Raw genomic sequence first — 19,314 nt, 5'->3', positions numbered from 1 at the left:
GTTACGCCGGTCGTCGTGAACATTCCGGAGTGCGCGGCGTCAACATGTCTGTATTAATTCGGCATGCTAAGCAGTCTGGTTTGCGGCCGGCCTCTGCTATGCAATGACATGCTGAACCGTGGCATCGAAATGCAACGCAGCGACCACCATGGAATAAATCGGATTCCACTGCGGTCTACTCACTGAACGCAGCCGGCTGGTCCAGCCGCCTGCCTCATCAATATCCATTGTGAGGTGAATATGTCGTCAGATCATCCATCCGATCCGTCGCGCCGGGGCGTACTCAAATGTCTCGCATTCGGTGGCGTGGGCACCGTGTTCGTATTAACCGGCGGTGTTCTGTCGCCGGTGGATTTGGCCCTTGCGGCCACACCCAAAGACGCTTCAGCAGGCTCGGGAGGCGTCCCGCTCTTCCTGCAGATCAGCGACTCTCATATCGGCTTCAAGAAGGAAGCGAATCCCGACGTCGCGGGCACGCTCAAGCAAACGATCGACTTTGTCAACGCGATGCCCGTTAAACCGGCGCTGACGATTCATACCGGTGACATCACGCATCTTTCGAAGCCCGAGGAGTTCGACCTCGCAGCGCAACTGATGTCGGGCCTCAGCATCACCGAACTGCACACCGTGCCGGGCGAGCATGATGTTACCGATGGACCCGGCGCAGAGTACTTCAAACGTTTCGGTCAAGCGTCGGATAACAAGGGTTACTACAGCTTCGACCACAGTGGCGTGCATTTCGTCGGTCTCGTCAACGTCATGCACTTCAAGGCTAATGGTTTGGGAAATCTGGGCGATGAACAGCTCGAGTGGCTGGAGAAAGATCTCAAGGGCCGCTCTTCCAGCACGCCGATCGTTGTCTTCGCGCACATGCCGATGTGGACGATCTACGAACCGTGGGGTTGGGGTACTGGCGATGCGGGACAGGCCATGAGTTACCTGAAGCGCTTCGGCTCGGTAACCGTGCTAAACGGCCATATCCATCAGATCGTATCGAAGGTGGAAGGCAACGTGACTTTCCATACCGCTCGCTCGACAGCCTATCCGCAGCCAACGGCTGGAAACGGGCCGGGTCCCGGGCCGCTTACGGTGTCCAGTGCGGAACTCCCGCGGATGCTGGGCGTAACGAGCGTCAAGATCATGAGGCATCCCGCGAGAGCCACGCTCGCCGATACGACGCTCGTCTGACTGAAGACCATGCCTATCAACGAGGACCTCATCATGCAAACGACTACTTTTCGCTACGCCTTTGTTATCGGTGTTGGAGTGGCGATGCTCATCGCAATGTGCGTTATGTCCGCCGTCGTGCTAGCTCAGCAGCCCAACGCTGTGGTCATCAAAGATTTTATGTTCTCGCCGATGTCGCTAACGGTCAAAGCCGGGGCGACCGTGACCTGGAAAAACCTTGATAGCGAACCGCACGTGGTCGTCAACGATGCGGGTCTCTTCCGCTCGGCCGCGCTTGATCAGAACGACACTTACCAGTTCAAGTTCGATAAGCCTGGAGTCTATAAGATCTTCTGCAGCATACATCCGAATATGAAGGAGACGATTACTGTGCAGTGAAGCAGTTCGGCTAGAAGGGCGGGCGCTGAAATACCACTGAGTTCATCCGCCAAAATGAAGTGACATGTGTACCTCGTCGTACATGTGTCCGTCGACCATCAAGGAGTTGTGCTCCCGCCCGAACTGCTCGAAGCCGAGCGACGTATAAAGGCGAATTGCCGCCGGGTTGTTTGCGTTCACGGTCAGGTTCACCTGGGTGATGTCAGGGATAGACCGCGCGAAGGTAAGCACCTCGGCGACGAGCTTTTTGCTCACGCCTAAGCCCCTCATGTCGGGCGCGACATACACGCCCCACACAAAAGCCTTGTGGTTGAGTTTTCGCCGGTTCTCGCGTCCAAGTCCAGCTATTCCTATTAGACGCGAGCCTTCAAAAGCACCGAATACTCCGCGGCCGTTGCGCGTCGCCAGCTGAGCTTCGATGACTTCAGCCGAGCGGTCTACTTCCTCTTCGTAGCTCGACGCGAAACACGTGGGTGCTTCTCTGAGTCCGCAGAGACGGAGCGAGTGAAACGAAGGGGCGTCTTGTGTGCCAAGTAGGCGTACGAGCATTTTGGCGGATCCTTTTGTCGCTGCTTTTGTCGCAGATTGATTGATTGACGATGATGTCACGTGCAACAACCATCGCCACAACTAACGTCGCGATGACTCCGCGAGCGGCTTACTGCGACGAGTCTTTCGCGCACGTTCACTAGTACCCGGCTCTGCCGAATTCTGCGTGGCCGCCGTCACGATCCACTTCTTGAACGCAACGACCGCGTCATCGTTCGCGCGGTCCTTGTTCACGACCAATGTGTAATCGGGTCCGCGCCCTGCCGGCTCTGCGATGGGGCACACGAGGCGCCCTGTTGCGATCTCGCGCTCGATGAGCGGCAGCGACGCCAACGTTACCCCCAGGCCTTCAGCGGCTGCGCCCAGTTGGAGAAAAACATGGTCGAAGTCGAGATGGCGCGCACTCTGCAAGCCTGGTGCGCCAGCGTCCCGTAACCAGTCGGACCAGGCTGTGCGAGTGCTTGTAGAGTGAAGGAGCGTGTGATTTCGCAGATCGGCGACCGTCCTGATCGGATGGGTTTTCAGCACCGCTGGACTGCAGGCAGGCAGACGCAAATCGGGCATCAGCGTTGTTGACGTGAGGCCTGCTGCGTCCTCGGGCCCTGAGCGCACACCGACGTCGAAGGCGTCGCCGACATAGCGCAACTTGCGTGAGGTCGTCGAGAGACGAACTTCAATGTCCGGGTAGTGCGCCTGGAAATCTGCCAGCCGCGGTATAAGCCAGCACAAAGCGAAGCTCGCCAGCGTATTCACGCGTACAACACCCGCTATGCGACGCGTAGTGGATTTGTGGCGCAAGCGGGTGACCGAACTGCTCAGACGTGCAAACGCACCTTCGACATCGTTAAGGAGAGCCGCGCCCTGGTCGGTAGGAACGACGCCGCGAGATCGGCGCTCAAAGAGCGGAACGCCGAACCAGTCTTCCAGCAACCGGATCTGTTTGCCGACTGCCCAATGCGTGACGTGCAGGTCGTTCGCTGCGGCGGCGAAACTCCCAAGGCGCGCGACCGCCTCGAAGTGCCGTAACGCATTCAATGGCGGCAACATCTCCGCTTCTCTCTCTCGTTTCTCTGTGCGTTTCTCAGTGCCCATGTGGTGACTTTTTCTCCCGTCTACCCCAATTTTACGTCAGTTGTGGCACGTTCTGCGCGAACCTAGACTAGGGTCTTCTGTAACCAAACGCGCCAGCTGTCGCGATGGCCCGCGCTTGCGCCATTTCATTGGACTATGGGACTTTTCTCTTTCTCCTCCCCGACGACAGACCTGACTGACGGACCCGGTCAGTCGAGTTCCGTTTCACGCGCGCGCGTATTGTGGCTGTCATGCACGGCGCACGCGCTGCACGACGGTTACACCGACATGATCTACGCGTTGCTGCCGGTTTGGCAGACGGAGTTCGGACTCAGTTACGGCGCCCTGGCAATTTTGCGCGGCGTCTACGCGGGTACGATGGCGACGCTGCAATTGCCCGCTGGACGCCTCGCGCGCAAGTTCGGCACACGCGCGACGCTTGCGGTCGGCACGCTTCTCGCCGCGCTGGGCTATGCCGCTGCGGGCATATCTGGAACTCTGCTCGGCTTATGTGTCGCGCTCGCCATTTCCGGCGGCGGCTCGAGCACGCAGCATCCGCTGGCTTCGGGAGCGGTCTCGCGCGTATATGGACGCAACGCCCGAGGGCCGCTCAGCATCTACAATTTTTCGGGCGACCTCGGAAAATCCGCGCTGCCAGCCGCTATCTCGCTTCTCATTACCATCATGCCGTGGCGCCATGCGCTTTGGGCCGCGTCGATCGTCGGCGTTTTAGTCGCGGCAGTGATTGCACTTTTTCTCCCATCGATACCGCGTGGCGATTCGTCCATGGAGAAAGCATCGAGGCAGCACAGCAATGACTCGCGATCCGGCTTCTCGCTGCTCTTCACGATCGGCGTGCTCGACACAGCCGTGCGGATGGGTTTATTGACCTTCCTGCCATTTCTCCTGAAAACGAAAGGCATCTCGCAATCGATGACGGGTACAGCACTCGCGCTCGTCTTCATCGGCGGCGCCGCGGGCAAGTTCCTTTGTGGCTGGCTCGGCGCTCGCGTGGGCGTGATCGGCACCGTCTTCGCTACCGAAGGCGGTACGGCCGCGTTGATCCTTGCAGTGATTTACCTTCCCTTGACGCCTGCTATGGTCTTGTTGCCGCTACTTGGCGCGATGCTCAACGGGACGTCGTCTGTTCTTTACGGCACGGTGCCCGAGTTGACTTCGGTCGATCGCACCGAGAGGGCGTTTGCGCTTTTCTATACCGGCACCATCGCGTCGGGAGCGCTCTCTCCGGTCGTGTATGGATTTCTCGGCGATCAAATCGGTGTGCACGGCGCCACTATTGCGACTGCCGCCACGGCGCTGACGGTTTTGCCGTTGGCGCTTGCACTTCGGCCGCATCTGCGCACCACGTGAGTTCGTTCGCGACTCACGCAGGCTCCTACTCAATCGCTCGCATCGGTTCTATTTCGGCCCAAACCAATATCTCGACATCATATGGAGGTTCGCTCGATGAACACTGTTTCGCAGGCTCCGCTAATTCTGATAACGGGCGGAGGCCGTGGCGTAGGCGCGGCGACTGCGCGGCTTGCTGCCGCACAGGGTTACGATGTAGCGATCAGTTTTGTTTCCGATGAATCGGCCGCCCATGCCGTGGCGGCCGATGTCGAAGCTGTCGGTCGCCGGGCTTTAGCAGTGCGTGCAGATAGCGCCGATCCTGAGCAGGTCGCCCAGCTATTTGCCGCGATTGACCAGAAGTTCGGCCGGATCGATGTACTGGTGAACAACGCCGCGATAATTGCGCAGCAGTCCGCGCTGGAAAATCTCGAATTCGCTCGGATGCAGCGCATCTTCGCCGTCAACGCGATAGGTCCGATCCTTTGTGCGCAACAGGCGGTGAAGCGCATGTCGTATCGTTACAAAGGGCGCGGAGGTGTTGTGATCAACGTTTCATCGGCATCGGCCAGGCTTGGCAGTCCGAACGAATATGTGGACTACGCTGCATCGAAGGGTGCCGTCGAGACATTCACTACCGGATTCGCCAAGGAAGTCGCGCGGGACGGGATACGCGTCAACTGTATTCGCCCCGGGCACATCTACACTGACATGCATGCTAGCGGCGGTGAGCCTGGACGAGTGGATCGCGTCAAAGACTCGATTCCGATGGGAAGAGGCGGCCAGCCCGAGGAAGTTGCGCGGGCAATCCTATGGCTCGCAAGCGAAGAGGCATCTTTCATCACGGGCACCTTCCTCGATGTCACTGGCGGCAAGTGACATCGGGGTGTCGCCCGCGATACGCGTGCTCGCGCGCCTGCGACAAGCTGCATAAGCTGCCACAATCGGGCCATACGGCAGCCATGACAGCCTGCGCTGGCGAGCCCTTGTTTGTCACTGCGCGCGAAGTGCCGGGTGTTTCATCAAAGTCGCGGCTGCGGACGACGACGAAGCAGGGTTCTGACCGGTAATCAGAAGGCCGTCGGTGACGACGTACGGCGCCCAGTCGTCGGACTTCGAATAAATGCCGCCCCGCGCCTTCAGTTCGTCTTCCACGAGGAACGGCACGATCTCGGTCAGCCCCACCGCGGCTTCCTCGGAATTCGTGAAGCCCGTGACCTGCTTGCCCTCGACCAGCGGCTTGCCGTCCGGCGTGGTGACATGGCGCAGCACACCCGGAGCGTGGCAGACAAGCGCAACGGGCTTGCCGGCCGCGATGAACGACTGGATCAATTCGATGGAATGCCGGTCCTCCGCGAGATCCCACAGTGGCCCGTGACCGCCGGGATAGAAGACCGTGTCGAACTGCGCCTGCGAAACACTGTCGAGGCGAACCGTGGCCGCAAGCTGCGCCTTTGCGGCTTCATCGGTCTCGAAGCGACGGGTCGCATCGGTCTGATTGGCCGGCTCATTGCTCTTCGGATCGAGCGGCGGCTGGCCGCCTTTCGGCGACGCAAGCACGATCTCCGCGCCGGCGTCCTTGAATGCGTAGTAGGGCGCTGCCAGTTCTTCGAGCCAGAATCCCGTCTTGCGGCCTGTGTTGCCCAATTGATCGTGCGAGGTCAGAACCATCAGTACTTTCATGTTGTTGCTCCTTCGAGTGGGACGGTTAGTCTGCTACCTAGTAGACCAGTCGTCTAGTAAAAAGCGGTGAGAAAAAGTACTTCATAAAGTGCGCGTATCTGCTTTCTAGCCGGAAACGGGGTGAAGCATCAACCGGGTGCTCGCCATGGCAGTCTCGAACGGCTGCAGATTGCGCACGATCTTGACCATCACGCTCGCGCCCAGCCAAAGCTGATAGAGACTTTGCGCGACGCTCGACGGGTCTTCGCTGACCGACAGGGAGCCTTCCTCCACGCCGACTTGAATAGCGCGCGCCAACCGTTCGACGATGCCCGACGTGCCGCGTTTGAGCGTGGCGCGCATGGCCTCGGACATGTCCGCAACCTCCGCGCCGAGCTTCACGGCGAGACACTTGCCCTGACAGTCGGAGAATGACTGAGTCTCCTGCCAGATCTGCCAGTAATTCATCAGGCGCTGCGCCATCGTCAAACCGGGCTCGCCCAGCGTATTGTCCAGGTCAGCCAGGTATTCGTCGAAATAGCTTTCGAGCAGTGCCACGCCAAACGCGTCTTTCGAACCGAAGTAGTGATAAAACGAGCCCTTCGGCACGCCCGCGGCGGACAGGATCTCGTTCAGCCCCACGGCTGAAAAGCCTTTCGCGCCGATGATTCGCTGCCCGACGGCGATGATGTTGTCGCGGGTGTCAGCCGACTCGGTGATGTTTGCGGTAGCCATGTGCGGACTATATAGGCTAGTAGACCAGTCGTCTACAACTTTTGCATCGATGGGAACTGCGTACAGGCCGCGTCCCGACCGGGAAGGATGTCCTCTCGCCCGTAGCGCGAAACGCCATAAAACGTTCGTTGCGCCGGCTCTATGGGCCACCTACTATTCAGTCTCAATGTCTTGGACGAAGCCGGACAGCGATCGCGGCGCGGCCCAGTCGCGAACTCGCCCAACTGCGGAGCAAGTAATGGCTCGACTGCTATCGGTGAATGTTGGACTTCCGCGAGACGTCGAATGGAAAGGCCGTACTGTTTACACCGGCATCTGGAAGAGTCCCGTGCAAGGTCGTTGCTGGGCGGCGCGGCTGAATCTGGCGGGTGACGGTCAAGGTGACCTGGCCGGGCACGGTGGTGAGCAGCGCGCCGTCTTCGTCTATCAGACCGATTCGTACCGTCACTGGCAGCAGGAGTTGAACAGGTCCGACTTCGTGCACGGACAGTTTGGCGAGAACTTCACGGTCGAGGGACTGCCCGACGCGCTCGTGTGCGTTGGCGACAGATATCGAATCGGCAACGCGCTGTTCGAGGTGACGCAACCGCGCGTCACCTGCTATCGCGTTGGCATCCGAATGAACGAGCCGCGAATGCCGGCGTTGCTCACATCGAGTGGAAGACCTGGGTTCTATTTGCGCGTCGTGCAAGAGGGCGAAGTGGGCGCGGGCGATGAGATAGTGAAAGTCGGCGAGGCAGAAGAGCAAATGACCGTCGCGCAGATCAATGCGCTGCTCTATTCGCCGGATCACCCGCTGGACCTGCTCGAACGCGCGTTGCGGATCAAAGCGCTGTCGCCGGGCTGGCGTTCCTCGTTCGAGGCGTTACTTCAAAGCCGCACGACCGGCACGGCGAGTGGGAACGCCGGGCTAGCGCCCGCGGCGGCGCGCCACGCGGTTCAGCCCGGATTCCGGCCGCTCACGGTGGCCGCGATCGAAGAGGAATCCGCAGACGTTGTGTCGTTCACGCTGAAAAGTGCGGACGGTCAACTGCAACCGGCCTTGCCTGGCCAGTATCTCGTGTTGCGTCTTCAACCGACCGCGGACGGCCCGCCGCTATTTCGCAGCTACTCGCTCTCGGGCCCGCTGTCCGCAGAAAGCTACCGGATAAGCGTGAAAATCGAGCCCAACGGCTTGGCTGGAGCCTGGTTGCGCCAGCATGTGCACGCAGGCGACACACTCGATGTCAGTTCGCCCCGTGGTAGCTTCGTCCTGCAGCCTGGAGGCGGCCCGATAGTACTGCTCAGCGCAGGAATCGGCGCAACGCCTGTTCTGGCTATGCTGCACGCGCTGTCGTCGCAACAGTCGACGCGGCAGGTCTTGTGGCTGCATACCGCGCGTGATCGACAGCATCATCCATTTGCCGTGGAAGCGCGGCGCCTTATGCTCTCGCTCGCGCATGGACGCAGCTACGTTTCGTATAGCGCGGCAGGACCGAATGACCGGCTCGGCGAAGATTTCGACGCGACTGGGCGACTGTCGCAACAAATCCTCAGCGAGGTTGGCGTTTCTCGCGAAGCGGATGTCTATCTGTGCGGACCGGCGCCTTTCATGGCCGACATGAAGAAAGCGCTGGCCGCTTTGGAGATTGCACCGGGGCGGATTCATGCAGAAACTTTCAACGGCGGAGAGTCGTTGAATCCTGGTATCGTCGATTCGCAGAAACGAACGCCGCATCGCCCCATAAACGAGGCCAACACTGGTCCTCTGGTCTCGTTCGCGCGCAGTGGCATTGCTGCGCACTGGAACGGCTCGACTTATCAGAGCATTCTGGAGTTAGCCGAGGCATGCGATGTGCCCGTTAGATGGTCGTGCCGCACCGGCGTCTGTCACAACTGCGAGAGCGGACTGGTCTCCGGTTCCATCAGCTACGATCCCGATCCGCTCGATCCGCTCGATCCGCCGGCACGCGGGAACGTGTTGATCTGCTGCTGCAGACCGCAGGGCGACGTGGTGATTGACATTTGAATGATTGAGTGCGGTTGATGTGTTTGCAGTCACTAACACTGCTGCTAACTGCCGAAATACGGGTTGCAGAATCCGGGCGGTCCGACGCATTCATCGCTGGATCTGCCTTTGTCCATTGGCGCTTCGCTCTTATGACCCGCGTCGCTCGCACTCGAAGGCGCGGGGCCTTTTCCACTGTGCAGCATCTTCATCTGTTCGACTTGATGCTGATAAATTGGGCTCACGTCGGGATACGACGCATCGGTCACGAAGTTCAAGCCATTGTTTTGCGCGTCAATAAGTTCTCGGCGCACCTCGGCGCGGGTCTTCTCCTGCGCCGATGCATGGCCGATTGAAAAGAATGAAGCGGCGGTGAATGCGAAGGCAAGACAAAGATGTTTGATATTCACTTGGTACTCCTATGCGGAATAAGTTGAAACGGGAAGCGTGCGGATAGCTTTCGGCGAGCACGTACGCCCGCTCAGCTTTCCCAGCTTCGCTCGGGCGTCGATCATGCTGCGGTATCGACGCGAGCCTTCGGCCATGGAAGCAGGTTGTCGATGGAGAGCGGACCCGCGCCCCGAAACACCAGCGCGGCCAGGCACGCAAGATAGAGCAGGTCGGTCTCGTACCCGGGCGGGCCGAATTGTGGACCAGAAGACGTGACCGCCATCAGCTTGATCGATGTAAAACCGAATGGCAGGTGTACGGTGAAGATTGCGACGAGCAGCACTGCCACCATCGGTATGGTGACGAGAGGCACGAATGCACCGACCAGAATCGCAAAGCCGCCTAACAGTTCGATTGCAATCGTGGCCCATGCCATGAAGTGCGGAGCCGGCACATTGAGCGCGTGAAGGATCGCCGCGAAGTTTTCTGGATTTTTTGCGATCTTCGCGTAGCCATGCGCAATGAAGCCGTAGCCCACGATTAAACGCAGCGGTAGTTGCGACCAGCGCGCGAGACGCGCGGCAAGCCGCGTAGGGCTGATAACCCCGGATATCAAACGGATGATGGACATGCTTGAAGCCCTTTTCTCGGAACGGTAAGGAGTAGTCGTGCCGGCTTCCCGTGAAGCGAGGCAAGTTGCGACTGCTATCCGGTAAGTCGCGAGAAATGGCGGTGTGGTTACAGTGTTCCGGCAATTCGTGGGTTATCAATGACGCCGGTTCGCTAGTGGCTGCCAGCGCATCTGGGCGTACAAATATTTTTCGAGGATGCTGTAACTATCGGGCGCCTTCCGCCGACTTAACATTTATGAGGTGTGGCGGGCGCAGCATCGCCCGCACGAATTTCTAATTGAGCAAGGGACGATGGATAAGTGTCTGTGATCGCGCCCGATGAAACGACCCATCGCGCGGCTGCGAATGGAGTGGAAGAACGATTGAAAGCTTTGCTACACCGGTCGATCGACGGCGATGCGACGGCGTATGCGTCGTTTCTGCGAATACTTTCCGGTTATCTGCGCGGCATGCTGAGACGACGCTTACGCGCCTACGAGGACGACGTCGAAGACGTGCTTCAGGAAGTGTTATTCGCACTGCACAACGGGCTGCACACGTATCGGAATCAGGTGCCGTTGACCGCATGGGCGTCCGCCATTGTTCGCCATAAGGTAGCGGATTTTTTGCGGGCTCGTGCCCATCGCGAGGCGCTGCACGATCCGATTGTCGACGATGCAGAACTGTTCGCAGTGTCCGAAACCGAATCGCTCGATGCGCGGCGCGACATCGGCAGCCTGCTCGAACGGTTGCCCGAGCGTCAGCGCGCGCCAATTGAGCACGTCCGGCTACATGGCATGTCAGTAGCAGAAACCGCGAAGTTGACGGGGCTTTCGGAAGCCGCGGTCAAGGTCGGCATTCATCGTGGCATCAAGGCGCTGTCGCGCCTGATTCGAGGATAGGCAACATGAACACAGATCAGGTCATTTCACTTCTCGCGGCGGGTCTCGTACCTCAAAGCCGGCGCGCCGTGCTCAACCGCTTCTGCATTGCATTGACTATCGGCGTGCTGGCGGCGTTCGCAGCGGTCATCGTCAGCCGCGGAGTGCAGCCTGACCTTGCCGCGCTTTTCACCAGGCCCTTGTTCTGGGGCAAGCTCGCGTTTCCGCTGTTGTCCGCGGTCGCCGCCATTCTTGTCGCCGCGCGGCTGTCGATTCCCGGTTTGTCGCCGGGGCGCGCGTGGTTTTTACTCGCCTTGCCATATGCTGCGGTGTGGGTGGCAGCGATTGCCGTGCTGGCGGCGGCTCCTGCTGCGGACCGCGAGGCGCTCTTATTCGGTCATACGTGGAGACAGTGTCCTCTCCTGATCGCGTTGTTGTCGGTGCCTTGCTACCTTGCATTGTCGTGGGCGATGCGGGGGCTCGCGCCTACGCGCCTGCGGTTGACCGGTGCAGCCACTGGTCTCCTGTCCGGAGCGCTTGCCACGCTCGCTTATGTGCTTCGCTGTCCCGAGATGAGTGTGCCGTTCTGGGCGGCGTGGTATTCGATCGGGATGGCGATTCCGGCCCTCGCCGGTTATCTCCTCGCGCGCGTGTCGCTTCGCTGGAGTTGAGCGGGTAAGGCCGCCGCGCCGGATTGTCCAGGGCAACGATCCACACACAGATTTGGTAACCGTTAAAAACAGCTTTGAAAAGTTACGAAAGACGTCTACGATAGAGGCCACAACTCGCAGCGTAGTCGGCTCGGTCCTGCGTCTCTACTGGAGGTCTTTCATGTCTAACGGCAACAACATTCCATCGGTATCGATCAAGCGTGTCGAGGCGGATGGCATCGATATGTTCTATCGGGAAGCAGGCGAGAAAGATGCACCGGTGGTCCTGCTTCTCCACGGTTTTCCCTCGTCGTCCCACATGTACCGCGATCTGATTCCACGACTCGCCGACCGCTATAGGGTCATCGCGCCAGACTTACCTGGCTTCGGCTTTACGAACGTTCCTGCCTCGCGTCATTACAAATACACGTTCGATGCGCTGGCGGAGACAGTGGCGGCCTTTGTCGACAAACTCGAACTTACGAGCTACGCGATCTACGTGTTCGACTATGGCGCGCCGACAGGTTTTCGTCTCGCAGTGAAGTACCCGGACCGCGTGCGTGCACTCATTTCGCAAAACGGCAACGCGTACGAAGAGGGTTTGGGCGACGCATGGGCGCCGATCAGAAAGTATTGGGCCGAAGCTTCGGCAGCCAACCGGCAAGTGGTGCACGACGCAGTGTTGAACTACGAAGGAACCAGGTTTCAGTATGTGCACGGCGTATCGAATCCGGACTCGATCGCACCTGAGTCCTACACACTCGATGCAGCGCTGCTGGAGCGTCCAGGCCAAAAGGATATCCAGCTGGATCTGTTCCTGGACTATGCGTCGAATGTGAAGATGTACCCGACTTTCCAGAAGTTCTTCCGCGACGCGAAACCGCCTACGCTGGTTATCTGGGGCAAGCACGATCCGTTCTTTATTCCGCCTGGCGCTCAGGCGTTTCGCCGCGATATCCCGCAAGCAACGGTGACGATGCTTGATACCGGGCACTTCGCACTTGAAACGCACGCGCAAGAGATCGCTTCGGCGATCAGGGAGTTGCTTGGCTAACTTGCTTGATTCGCGGTGCGTCGTGATCGCTTCGACTGAGCGCAGTCGAAGCGAACGAGCGGCAGCCTTTTGCTGTGAAGGCCAAGGCAGGCGGAATGTACTTGCTCGCGGAGCGCTTTACTCAAGCTCCGCATTGTCTTTCTGACGCTGGCGAAATTGCGCCACTTTGTGACGGTTCCCGCAAAGGGCCATGCTGCACCACCTTCTACGATGCGCTTTGGTCCTGTCGTAGAACCATAGTACGCAGTCGTCTGCCTCGCACTTGCGAACCAGATCGAAGTCGCCCGTCGCGATCAGCTCCGCAGCAGCTCGGGCTACGGGTGCCAAAAGCTGTTCGGGTGTGTCCATATCAAAGTGATCTTTGACTTCCAACTCGCCGTTGCTTGCCCGCGCCAGTTGCACGGTGTATCTGCCGTGCATTAGAAACGAGTTGAGCGCACCTATATCAATGTTCTTGCCAAGTTTGCGCTGCGTAAGCAGTTTCCGGATCATTTCTCTCAACGCCCGCGCTCTCTCCGCCAGGACGTCACGCGGAAAGGCGCGCGGGCCACGCTCACCGAGATAACCCATTCTCTGCAGCCAGGCTATCACGTCTTTATTGGTCGACAGGTACTCCACCGGCCCGTCATCACCTTGCGCGAGGGTGTTGAGAAAATCCAGCGCAGGGTTGTCGGCGAGTATCAGGAATTCTTGGGCGGGCATCAGGCGTTCTCCGGTAACCTGATCCAAATTGTAACCGTTGAAATTGCGTATAACAAGTTATGACGGGTTTGTGAAAAACCACAATTGTCAGAAAAAGCACTTACTCTCTGTGGGATCAGTTGCGAGCGGAGATCAATTCTGACGGCCGCGCGTCTGGAGCAGCTTCGGCATCGTCGGCGGGTCGTGTCTCTGGCATGAACACCGCGAAAAAGACGAGCGCAAACACGCTGATTGCAGCCAGGGTGAGAAACCCCGAGGCGAAGCCAAACTTCTCGACGACATAGCCGCCCGTCACATTGCTGAGTGCCGCCCCTATTCCGACCGCAAGCGCCATCAGACCCTGAGCAAGATTGAACCGACCCGTTCCGCGCATCACGTCGGACGCGATAACCACGCCGATCACACCGAAGATACCTGCAGCAATCCCGTCGAGTAACTGGATCAGAACCACCGCATACGGGCTGCTGGTCATAGAAAAGAGCACACCCCGCACCGGCAGCACAGCCAATGCAACGAGGAATATGCTCTTGCGTCCAATTCCCCTGCGCAGCGCGCGACCCACGCCCGCCGCGACCGCGACCATGACGAGTTGCGCCGCGATTACGCACGCGCTCAGTGCGATGACATCCATTCCAGGATGCACTTTAGCGATGACCTGGCCCGCAAGCGGCAGCATGGCCGCGTTGCCGAAGTGAAAGAGCATCACGGAGACAATGAACACCTTAAGGTCACGCTTCTTCCATAGCGCAGAGAAGCTGAGCGGGTTGTGGCGGATGGTCTCATCTGAAGTGCTGTCGGCACCGCGTGCAAGCTCATGGTCAATTTCTTTCGGGTTGATCAGCAGGACCACGAGGGCACTCGCTATTGCAAACGCGCATACGAGGTAGAACAGCCATTTAACGCCGACATACTGTCCAAGCCCGCCCGCCAGAATTGCAGCCGTGAAGTTCCCTGCGTGGTTGAACCCTTCGTTTCGACTGATCCGTGCAGGCATCAGACGGTGACCAACCACGCCAAGGCTCAGCGCGGCAAGACAGGGAGGAATGATTGCGGACGCTGCGCCAAGCGTAATCTGCGCGGCGAGCACGGTGGGCAGCTTCGGAAAGAACGCGATCAGAATACATCCGGCTGCCACCAGCAAACCCGATATCGCGATCAGCAGCCGCTTCACGCGAACTGCGTCGACAATCAGGCCAGCGGGGAACTGGCAGATTGCCGCTGCAATGCCGCTCGCGGCCATGACGAGGCCGATGTTCCCCGAGCTCCAATGCTGGGTACCCTTCAGATACACCGACAGGAAGGGCCCCAAACCGTCGCGAACATCGGCCATCAGGAAATTGAGCGCATCGAGACCGCGCAGGCTTCGGGACGATGGACGCGCAGTTGCTTCGCACTCCACTGATTGCTGTGCACGATCCGCGTTCACCATTTCCTCCCGTTACGGTGCGGTTCGATTTCGCTTGCCGCCATGAGTTCGCGATCAGTCCGCGTTCATCGAAGCGTCATCGTCATCGTCATCGACCAGTTCCGCGATGTGCTCGACTTCGACGGTCTTTCCGTACCGGTTCTTCACTGCGTGACCCCACACCTGTATGTGCGCGCCGGGGGCGAGGTAACTGGACAGTTCGTCTGCGGCGTGCGGAGCCATCCGCAGGGAAGTGCCGTCGCTCAGCAATGCACCGCGCAGTTCTCCTTTCGGTCCATAAAGCGAGAGCTTTACTTCGCCACTTAACTCGATGGGGCGCGTGTTCGCATGCGGCTTCTCGTGCTTTTTGCCGTGACCGTGCGGGCCTTCGTCGACAATCTCAACGCCTGTTGCCGACGTCAATTGAACAGCAGCGACGATATCGGCGGCGCGCGGCTTGACTCCGCGCACGCGAACCTTGTCGCCCACGCTGATGTGTTTGACGATCTGACCGGACAGATGCGGCGGGAAATGCACCTGTCTGCCGTTGCCGAGAATGAGGCCGTCCAGTTCTCCATGTGAATTCAGCAGAAACTGGCTGACGGTACCGCGGGTTTCCTGCAGGCAAGTTGGGTCGATCCAATGCATGGTGTAGCTCCAATAAGATTAATTAGTTGCGCGTGTCGCTATACAACTGCGTGACGTTGCCGGGCACGCCGAAGGCGGTAGCCTGCAATGCTTCGCCGTATTGATTGCGCGTTCCGTAGCCGCTCGCGGCAACCACCACATCCGGTCGCATCAGATTCGCAAACTGTTGCGCCACGGGCGGCGGCATCCTGATGATGGTGCCGTTGGCGAGCATCACGCCGTCGGGCTCTCCGCGGGGCGCCGTCATGACCCGCGCAACAGGACCCTTGACGCTGAGTTTCACGAGACCCGCGCCGCGTAGTGCGGGCGGCATTGGCGTTGCGCCGATCGGCGGCGGCTGATCGACGATCTGCTGCGACGTCCGTTCATTTGTGATCTGCTGCGCTGAGACGTCGCCCGCGCCGTTGGACACGCCGGCAATCCGAACCGGATCCCCTTGATGAACGACGCTCACCAGTTGCGAGCCCATATGCGGCGGGAAGCGGACCAGCGAGCCGTCATGCAGAACGAAGCCATCGACATCGCCCTCGGGATTAATCACAAAGCGGCTTACCGTACCGCTCGCGGCTCGTACCTGTTGCTGATCTGTCGGAAGCACGGGTGCACGTGCCGGTGGAGGAGGGGCGTCAGGTGCTGCGATTGCCGGCGCAGGCATGCCCGCGACCGGTGGTGATGGAGGCGCGCCCGGGCCTTCGGCGGGCCGCGTTTGAGCAGCGCAAGCAATGGTGACGGCACCGAGCGAGAGTGCTACGGCCCGCGCAAGCTTCGCGATGGAGTGCGTGTGACTTGCGGGCGTAGCATGCAGGCAAGGTTGGATGGATTGGTTGACAGCCATGATGTTCTCCGATGAACGACACGGAGACTTTTGCAAAGGCTATGCCATGCAGCGCATCCCTTTAGAAAGGGGTTTCGCGCCCGATGCAGCAGGATATCTGTCCATGATCCAGACACTTGGTGTCGGCTTGCTTGACACCTCACTCGATCTTGAGCGCGGCCAGCTTTGCATAGAGCGTCTGGCGGCTGATTCCGAGGCGCCGGGCTGCGTCCGCGCGGTTATTGCTCGCAAGCGTCAACGCGTGGGAGATCAACGCGCGCTCGAGTGTTTCCACTGCGTCGGGAAGCGTCATCTCGAGCAAGCCTGTACCCACTAGTGGCTCGCCAAGGTCCGGCTTGCCATTGAGAAAGCCGAGATCCTCCGCCGTGATCATCGCTCCCGGCGCGAGTGCGCCGGCGCGTTCCACTGCATTTCTCAATTCGCGCACATTGCCTGGCCATGCGTAACCCACGAGCAGATGCTGCGCCGGCAGCGACAAACGCAGTTCGCGTGACCTCGCTTTCGCGACATCAGCAAGGAAGTGTTCGGCTAGCGGAAGGATGTCCGCCAGCCGCTCGCGTAACGGAGGTAATGCGATCGGAATGATGTTCAGCCGGTAAAGCAGGTCTTCCCTGAATTCCCCCGCCTCGACCATGGTCTGCAAGTTTCTGTGCGTGGCGGCAACCAGCCTGATGTCGACGGGAATCACGCGGTTAGAACCGAGCGGGGTGATCTGCCGCTCCTGGATTACCCGTAACAGTTTGGCTTGCATGGGCAATGGCATGTCGCCGACTTCATCGAGCAACAAGGTTCCGCCGTCAGCCGCTGCAAAGCAGCCGGGCCGGTCCGCGGTTGCGCCCGTGAACGCACCTTTGACGTGACCAAACAATTCGCTTTCGAGGAGCTCCGCGGGAATCGCCGCGCAATTCACTGCGACGAACGGCTTGCCGCTGCGCCTCGACGCGTCATGAAGCACGCGCGCGGCGACCTCCTTTCCTGTTCCTGTTTCGCCGGTAAAGAGGACGGTTGCTTCGGACGATGCCGCGCGCCCGATCTGTTTCTGCACCTCGCGCAACGTCTCGCTCACTCCGAGTAGCCGAGGCTTCGCGCCCGCCGACTCTGCGCTGAACGGATGCGATGTGTTCGCGGCGGCCTCACTCGTGCCCGTGGAGGCGATGATGCGCGCGAGTAGTGCCTGGATTGCCTGTCTACCGACCGGCTTGGTCAAGTGGTCGAACGCTCCGAGCGTCATTGCCCCAATCGTGTTATCGCTCGATGCGAAACCCGTGAGCATCACCACCGGCAACGCCTGTCCCTGTGCCGTTTTTCGAAGAGCGTCCAGCACTGCCAGGCCGTCCATGCCAGGCAGGCGGAAATCCAGGAACATGCAGGTGAATGGCGCGCCCGTGCTTTCGAGCATTTCCAGCGCCTGTTCGCCGGAGCGTGCCTCGTCCACGCTATGACCGAGGTCAACCAGCGTTTCGACGAGGCCTTCGCGAAAGCCGTTGTCATCGTCGACTACGAGTATGTGTGCCATGGAACCTCAATGACGAAACACGCGCCGCTCTCCGTATCGGCTACGTACGCGCGGCCGCCATGCGCCGTAGCCACCTCTCTCGCCACTGCGAGCCCGAGTCCCGAGCCGTCGGGCCGACCCGTGACGAATGGTTCGAAAATGCGTTCGCGGTCGGCTAACGCCACTCCCGGGCCATTATCGACGACAGCAATTCGCATCAGGCTCGTGTGACCGGTTTCGACGCGATTTGCGTTGACGGTGACGTTACCTTGCGGCGGCGCGTGCCGGATTGCATTCAGGATCAGATTATCGACTGCTCTTGCCATCTGTAAGGGATCGAACTTCGCCGGCGCGGCGTCAGCACCCAGCCCCGACGGCGCAGGGAGGTCGGCATTGACGCTGAGCGTCACGCCCTTGATTCTTGCCTGCTCCTGATGTGTCGCGGCCGTCGACGTCACCCACTGTGCGGCGTCGACTGTCTGCACCGCGAGGGTGACTGGCTGCGTCAAAGCCAGCAGACTCGTTACCTGAGTTTCTATGCGCTCCACCTGGCCGAGAGCCGACGTCAGCGATTGACGCGGTGTGTCTCCTCCATGGGCCAGAGCGTTTTCCAGCTTCAGCCTGACGGCCCCAAGCGGATTACGAATTTCATGCGCGACCTGTGCGGCCAGTTTGCCGAGAGAGGCAAACCGCTCGGCTTGCGATAACTTCTCGTGCAAGGCGGAGGCCTGGGCTTGCGATTCCCTCAGGCGCGCAGCGAAGACGTTGACAGCATTGACGATTTTGTCGAGGTCGGGCTCGCCTGGAGACGGAAGCTCGGAACACGACGCTGCCGTCCCGGACGATAAAGACTGCTCGAGTTGCGACAGGTTTTTCCGCCACCGGCGCAAGCCCAAACCCAGAATAAGAGCGAGAAGCAGAATGGCCGTTAGAACGACGACCAGCGATAGCATCAGCATGTGCCCATATTGCCCGAGAGGAGCTTGTGCCCTGGTCAGGGTCCATGCGTAGAGCGCGGGGCTACCGGACACAGGACACGCAGAGGCGACGGTTGCGCCTTCTCCTGCGGGAACGGAATCAGAAACGGTCGCACCTGCCGACGCGGCACGGTGCAGCGCGCGAAGTATCAGCGGTGTTTCTGCCTGTGGGATATCGCGCTTAACGCCGGTGCCTTCATATGTTGGGAATGAATAGGCAAGAAAGCCGTTCGCCGTTCGGGACGTGTCTTCAGAGGCATGAGATGGCCCCGCGGCGTCGTTCTTCCAGAAGCCTCCTTCGATTTTCGGCGCCTGAATGAGGACGGTATCGAGTACCGCATGCATCAGGTCGGCATCGTAAGGATTGTTGGCGGCGAGGCGAGACAACGAGTAACGAGACGCCACATGCTCGCAAGCCGCGATGGATTGTTGACTCGCAGCGGAAATCTGCCGGCTCTGGTCCGTCTGGAAGAGCAGCCAGATTACGCCGGCGAGCAGTGTGCAGACCACGGCGATCAACGCCCAGAGAAGCACAAGCTGGTTGGCGAAAGAGATTCGTTTCATCGTGCGGTGCTCCGCTGCAGGAGGTTGAATCCAGCCCGCGATTCTAGACCGCGCGTTTTTTCCAGCGTTCAACACGCCGCTGAACCACTGCTGTGCCAAACCTCCGCCGGCAAGATATGCTTGCGGCTGGATCCGGGACTTCATTTTTTACCGCCTTTGCCGTAAACCCGGTCATCGGCTAG

At 59.7% G+C, this 19,314-nt stretch carries 20 protein-coding genes; 8 read left to right on the top strand and 12 right to left on the bottom strand.

Annotated elements, in window-relative coordinates:
• Nucleotides 1-240: 240 nt before the first annotated feature.
• Together SB753_RS06165 and SB753_RS06160 are read left to right on the top strand one after the other, a co-directional pair.
• The gene (locus SB753_RS06165; protein ID WP_020066831.1) at nucleotides 241-1,188 is read left to right on the top strand and encodes a metallophosphoesterase family protein; all 948 of its coding nucleotides are present in this window, start codon (nucleotides 241-243) and stop codon (nucleotides 1,186-1,188) included.
• 84 nt (nucleotides 1,189-1,272) lie between these two features.
• Nucleotides 1,273-1,566: a cupredoxin family copper-binding protein gene (locus SB753_RS06160; RefSeq protein WP_227471206.1), complete on the top strand. Its 294-nt coding sequence runs from the start codon at nucleotides 1,273-1,275 to the stop codon at nucleotides 1,564-1,566.
• Between the two features lie 42 nt (nucleotides 1,567-1,608).
• Here SB753_RS06160 and SB753_RS06155 read toward each other — a convergent pair whose 3' ends face one another.
• Entirely contained in the window at nucleotides 1,609-2,175 is a 567-nt protein-coding gene (locus SB753_RS06155) for a GNAT family N-acetyltransferase (protein WP_410799503.1), read from the bottom strand.
• 21 nt (nucleotides 2,176-2,196) lie between these two features.
• The gene (locus SB753_RS06150; protein ID WP_310351833.1) at nucleotides 2,197-3,207 is read right to left on the bottom strand and encodes a LysR substrate-binding domain-containing protein; all 1,011 of its coding nucleotides are present in this window, start codon (nucleotides 3,205-3,207) and stop codon (nucleotides 2,197-2,199) included.
• 135 nt (nucleotides 3,208-3,342) lie between these two features.
• Between SB753_RS06150 and SB753_RS06145 the strand changes: the two genes are divergently transcribed.
• Together SB753_RS06145 and SB753_RS06140 are read left to right on the top strand one after the other, a co-directional pair.
• Nucleotides 3,343-4,557, top strand: a complete 1,215-nt coding sequence (locus tag SB753_RS06145; protein ID WP_410799501.1) for an MFS transporter — start codon at nucleotides 3,343-3,345, stop codon at nucleotides 4,555-4,557.
• Nucleotides 4,558-4,653: 96 nt separating this feature from the next.
• Nucleotides 4,654-5,415 (top strand): glucose 1-dehydrogenase, encoded by a 762-nt coding sequence (locus SB753_RS06140; RefSeq protein ID WP_020066826.1) that lies wholly within the window; start codon nucleotides 4,654-4,656, stop codon nucleotides 5,413-5,415.
• Nucleotides 5,416-5,529: 114 nt separating this feature from the next.
• On the opposite strand, the gene SB753_RS06135 is transcribed toward SB753_RS06140, so the two are convergent.
• Nucleotides 5,530-6,219 (bottom strand): type 1 glutamine amidotransferase domain-containing protein, encoded by a 690-nt coding sequence (locus SB753_RS06135; protein WP_408475427.1) that lies wholly within the window; start codon nucleotides 6,217-6,219, stop codon nucleotides 5,530-5,532.
• Between the two features lie 105 nt (nucleotides 6,220-6,324).
• Nucleotides 6,325-6,933 (bottom strand): TetR/AcrR family transcriptional regulator, encoded by a 609-nt coding sequence (locus SB753_RS06130; RefSeq protein ID WP_410799499.1) that lies wholly within the window; start codon nucleotides 6,931-6,933, stop codon nucleotides 6,325-6,327.
• Nucleotides 6,934-7,171: 238 nt separating this feature from the next.
• On the opposite strand from SB753_RS06130, the gene SB753_RS06125 reads away from it, so the two are divergent.
• On the top strand, nucleotides 7,172-8,941 hold the full coding sequence (locus SB753_RS06125; protein WP_410799497.1) for an MOSC domain-containing protein: 1,770 nt from the start codon (nucleotides 7,172-7,174) through the stop codon (nucleotides 8,939-8,941).
• A 44-nt stretch (nucleotides 8,942-8,985) separates the two neighbouring features.
• On the opposite strand, the gene SB753_RS06120 is transcribed toward SB753_RS06125, so the two are convergent.
• On the bottom strand, nucleotides 8,986-9,324 hold the full coding sequence (locus SB753_RS06120; protein WP_408198821.1) for a DUF4148 domain-containing protein: 339 nt from the start codon (nucleotides 9,322-9,324) through the stop codon (nucleotides 8,986-8,988).
• A gap of 107 nt (nucleotides 9,325-9,431) precedes the next feature.
• Nucleotides 9,432-9,941: a DoxX family protein gene (locus SB753_RS06115; RefSeq protein WP_410799496.1), complete on the bottom strand. Its 510-nt coding sequence runs from the start codon at nucleotides 9,939-9,941 to the stop codon at nucleotides 9,432-9,434.
• Nucleotides 9,942-10,247: 306 nt separating this feature from the next.
• Here SB753_RS06115 and SB753_RS06110 point away from each other — a divergent pair, with 306 nt between their 5' ends.
• From SB753_RS06110 to SB753_RS06100, 3 genes are all read left to right on the top strand, one after another.
• Complete coding sequence (locus SB753_RS06110) at nucleotides 10,248-10,823, top strand: sigma-70 family RNA polymerase sigma factor (RefSeq protein WP_410799494.1); 576 nt, start codon at nucleotides 10,248-10,250, stop codon at nucleotides 10,821-10,823.
• Nucleotides 10,824-10,828: 5 nt separating this feature from the next.
• A complete protein-coding gene (locus SB753_RS06105) occupies nucleotides 10,829-11,473 on the top strand; it encodes a DUF1109 domain-containing protein (RefSeq protein WP_410799492.1) in 645 nt (214 codons plus the stop codon).
• A gap of 160 nt (nucleotides 11,474-11,633) precedes the next feature.
• On the top strand, nucleotides 11,634-12,506 hold the full coding sequence (locus tag SB753_RS06100; protein ID WP_410799490.1) for an alpha/beta fold hydrolase: 873 nt from the start codon (nucleotides 11,634-11,636) through the stop codon (nucleotides 12,504-12,506).
• A gap of 117 nt (nucleotides 12,507-12,623) precedes the next feature.
• On the opposite strand, the gene SB753_RS06095 is transcribed toward SB753_RS06100, so the two are convergent.
• The 6 genes from SB753_RS06095 to SB753_RS06070 form a co-directional block, all read right to left on the bottom strand.
• Nucleotides 12,624-13,208, bottom strand: a complete 585-nt coding sequence (locus SB753_RS06095; protein WP_020066817.1) for a CGNR zinc finger domain-containing protein — start codon at nucleotides 13,206-13,208, stop codon at nucleotides 12,624-12,626.
• Between the two features lie 115 nt (nucleotides 13,209-13,323).
• Entirely contained in the window at nucleotides 13,324-14,637 is a 1,314-nt protein-coding gene (locus tag SB753_RS06090; RefSeq protein WP_410799488.1) for an MFS transporter, read from the bottom strand.
• Nucleotides 14,638-14,688: 51 nt separating this feature from the next.
• Nucleotides 14,689-15,261: a hypothetical protein gene (locus SB753_RS06085; RefSeq protein WP_408163010.1), complete on the bottom strand. Its 573-nt coding sequence runs from the start codon at nucleotides 15,259-15,261 to the stop codon at nucleotides 14,689-14,691.
• A 22-nt stretch (nucleotides 15,262-15,283) separates the two neighbouring features.
• Complete coding sequence (locus tag SB753_RS06080) at nucleotides 15,284-15,859, bottom strand: hypothetical protein (protein ID WP_410799486.1); 576 nt, start codon at nucleotides 15,857-15,859, stop codon at nucleotides 15,284-15,286.
• A gap of 376 nt (nucleotides 15,860-16,235) precedes the next feature.
• Nucleotides 16,236-17,612, bottom strand: coding sequence for a sigma-54-dependent transcriptional regulator (locus SB753_RS06075; RefSeq protein ID WP_410799484.1), 1,377 nt, complete (start codon nucleotides 17,610-17,612; stop codon nucleotides 16,236-16,238).
• Nucleotides 17,594-19,132, bottom strand: a complete 1,539-nt coding sequence (locus SB753_RS06070; RefSeq protein WP_410799482.1) for a sensor histidine kinase — start codon at nucleotides 19,130-19,132, stop codon at nucleotides 17,594-17,596. The genes SB753_RS06075 and SB753_RS06070 overlap by 19 nt, the downstream gene beginning before the upstream one ends.
• Nucleotides 19,133-19,314 lie beyond the last annotated feature (182 nt).

This window comes from Paraburkholderia sp. SIMBA_053 (genome assembly GCF_046534895.1).
GTDB lineage: Bacteria > Pseudomonadota > Gammaproteobacteria > Burkholderiales > Burkholderiaceae > Paraburkholderia > Paraburkholderia caledonica.
This window is presented reverse-complemented; position numbering and strand designations above follow the sequence as displayed.